2 protein-coding genes are annotated in these 1461 nt (G+C 70.6%); both read right to left on the bottom strand.

The window, feature by feature from the left end; all coding sequences use genetic code 11:
• The coding region (locus NBW84_RS23455) for an iron-sulfur cluster assembly scaffold protein (RefSeq protein WP_445548836.1) at positions 1-149 on the bottom strand (149 nt) is incomplete at its 3' end.
• An 11-nt stretch (positions 150-160) separates the two neighbouring features.
• Positions 161-1453 (bottom strand): cysteine desulfurase, encoded by a 1293-nt coding sequence (locus NBW84_RS23450; RefSeq protein ID WP_250287473.1) that lies wholly within the window; start codon positions 1451-1453, stop codon positions 161-163.
• Positions 1454-1461 lie beyond the last annotated feature (8 nt).

The following is a 1461-nucleotide window of genomic DNA, read 5'->3' as shown; positions in this document are numbered from 1 at the left end:
TCCGTCACCACACCGTCGGCGACCCTGACCCGTAGGGTCACCTCGTCGCCGCAGGTCGGGTTGACGTGGTGGACTTCGGCGTCGAACGGTTCGCGCAGCCCGCGGTGGTGCGGGTTGCGGTAGTGGTCCAGGATGATCTCCTGGTACATGGAGTCCAGTTTCACGTCCCGAAGAACCTCCGGACATGCCCCAGACCTTCCACCAGCGCGTCGACCTCACCGCGGGTCGAGTACAGGTGGAAGGACGCCCGGGTCGTGGCCGGCACGCCGAAGCGCAGGCAGACCGGGCGGGCACAGTGCTGTCCAACACGAACGGCGACGCCGAGTTCGTCGAGCAGCTGGCCGACGTCGTGCGGGTGCAGCGCCCGGCCGTCGGAGCCGGTCAGGACGAACGAGACGGCGCCGCCGCGGTCGACCGCGTCCGCCGGCCCGATGATCCGCAGCCCGGGTACGGCGGTCAGCTGTTCGAGGGCGTAGGCGGTGACGTCGTGCTCGTGCGCGGCGATGGCGTCCATGCCGAGATCGGTCAGGTAGTCGACGGCGGCGCCGAGACCGACCGCCTGGGCGATCATTGGCGTGCCGGCCTCGAACCGGTGCGGCGGGTCGGCGTAGGTCGACGACTCCATCGTCACGAGCTCGATCATCTCGCCGCCGCCGAGGAACGGCGGCATGACCTCCAGCAGCTCGCGCCGGCCCCACAGCACGCCGATACCGGTCGGCCCGCACATCTTGTGGCCGGTGAAGGCGAGGAAGTCCACCCCCAGCGCGGTCACGTCGATCGGCATGTGCGGCACGGACTGGGAGCCGTCGAGCACGACGAGCGCGCCGACCTCGCGGGCCCGGGCGACCAGCGTCGCGACCGGGTTGACCGTGCCGAGAATGTTCGACTGGTGCACGAACGAGACCAGCTTCGTCCGCTCGTTGATCACCTGGTCGAGGGTGGAGAGGTCGAGGCGGCCGTCGTCGGTGATGCCGATCCAGCGCAGTGTCGCCCCGGTCCGCCGGCACAGCATCTGCCACGGCACCAGGTTGGAGTGGTGCTCCATCTCGGTGATGACGACCTCGTCGCCGGGCCCGAGCCGGAACCGCTCCGCCTCCGGGCCGGACGCCGCCGCGTTGCTCATCGCGTAGGCGACGAGGTTCAGCGCCTCGGAGGAGTTCTTGGCGAAGACGATCTCGTCACGCCGGGGGGCGCCGACGAACGCCGCGATCTTGTCCCGGGCGTTCTCGTACAGCGCGGTGGCCTCCTCGGCGAGCGTGTGGATGCCGCGGTGGACGTTGGCGTTGTGCAGCTCGTAGTAGTCCCGCTCGGCGTCGAGGACGCGGGTGGGCTTCTGCGAGCTCGCCGCGCTGTCGAGGTAGACCAGCGGCCGGTCGTCGTGGACCCGCCGCGCCAGGATCGGGAAGTCCTTGCGGACCCGCTCGACGTCGTAGCCGGACCTCGGCCCGCCCACCCCGGCGA

The organism is Protofrankia sp. CiP1_Cm_nod2, assembly GCF_920664355.1.
In the GTDB taxonomy this organism is placed as follows: domain Bacteria; phylum Actinomycetota; class Actinomycetes; order Frankiales; family Frankiaceae; genus Protofrankia.
Note: the sequence above shows the minus strand (reverse complement) of the source record. Positions and strands in the feature narration are given on the sequence as shown.